The organism is Streptomyces pseudogriseolus, assembly GCA_002154585.1.
Lineage (GTDB): Bacteria > Actinomycetota > Actinomycetes > Streptomycetales > Streptomycetaceae > Streptomyces > Streptomyces pseudogriseolus.
The window spans coordinates 1-1,264 of record MUNG01000698.1 but is presented as its reverse complement, the minus strand read 5'-3'; the positions used below and the strand labels follow the sequence as shown (position 1 = coordinate 1,264).

The 1,264-nt window shown below is 74.5% G+C and carries 1 protein-coding gene and 1 pseudogene; both read right to left on the bottom strand.

Annotated elements, in window-relative coordinates; all coding sequences use genetic code 11:
- Nucleotides 1-625, bottom strand: a pseudogene (locus CCN29_RS34160) (DUF58 domain-containing protein); the annotation flags it as partial.
- A partial coding sequence (locus CCN29_RS34155) for an AAA family ATPase (protein ID WP_143661473.1) occupies nucleotides 625-1,264 on the bottom strand: 640 nt, incomplete at its 5' end. The gene CCN29_RS34155 and the pseudogene CCN29_RS34160, both read right to left, overlap by 1 nt.

Below are 1,264 nucleotides of genomic sequence, written 5' to 3'. Positions count from 1 at the left end.
CGCCAGTCGATGGAGCGGGTGTCGTCGCCGGGGACGTAGGCGCGGAGGCTGTCGAACTCGGTGCCCTCGCCGCGGGTGAGGACGCTGGTGCGGCCGTCCAGTTCGCGCAGGCGGGCCAGCTTCGAGGGCAGGTGCTTGCGGCTGGTGAAGGGCGGCAGGACGCGGACCGTCCACGGGACCTTGTGGGCGCCCTGGCGGGTGAACAGACCCAGGGGGCCGTAGGAGCGGACGGTGACGCGGTCCGCCTGGCGGTCGCCGCGGCGGGTGGGGCGCAGGCGTGTCGTGACGCGGCGGCGTTCCCCCGCGGGGATCGTCAGCCGGTGCCGGGACGCATCCGTCTCCGTGCCGGGCGTCCAGCTGCTCGGCGGCCAGGCGTCACGAACGCGGGCGCGCAGCGCGCGGCGGGAGGGGTTGGTGACCGTCAGGGTGACGTCGGCGGTGTCGCCGAGGCGTACGGAGGTGTCGCCGGAGCGGGTCAGCCCCAGGGTGCGGACGGGGGCGGCCAGGGCGTAGTCGCAGGCGNNGGTGCGTTGACGGCGAGGAGGCTCGTCCAGCCGGGGTCCCAGATGCCGACGGGGAGGGAGCCGAGGGCCGCGAGGAGGGCGGCGCGTCCGGTGGGAGCCATCAGCGGGGGACGGGGACGTGGGAGAGGACGGCGGTGATGACCGAGTCGGCCGTGACGCCCTCCATCTCGGCCTCCGGGCGCAGCTGTATGCGGTGGCGGAGCGTGGGCAGGGCGAGGGCCTTCACGTCGTCCGGGATGACGTAGTCGCGGCCGGTCAGCCAGGCCCAGGCGCGGGCGGTCGCGAGGAGCGCGGTGGCGCCTCGGGGGGAGACGCCGAGGGTGAGGGACGGCGACTCGCGGGTGGCGCGGCAGATGTCGACGACGTAGGCGGTGATCTCGGGGGAGACCGTGGTGGCGGCGCGCAGGTCGCGCGGGTCGAAGCCCTGGGCGTGCCGGGTGAGGACGTCGATCTCGTCCTGGCGGGACGGCAGAGGGATCGTCAGCTTGAGGAGGAAGCGGTCGAGCTGTGCCTCGGGCAGGGGGTAGGTGCCCTCGTACTCGACGGGGTTCTGGGTCGCGGCGACCAGGAACGGGTCGGGGAGGGCGCGTGGGGTGCCGTCGACGGTGACCTGGCGTTCCTCCATGGCCTCCAGCAGGGACGACTGGGTCTTCGGGGGCGTGCGGTTGATCTCGTCCGCGAGGAGGAGGTTCGTGAAGACCGGGCCGGGCTGGAAGGAGAACTCGGCGGTGCGGGCGTCG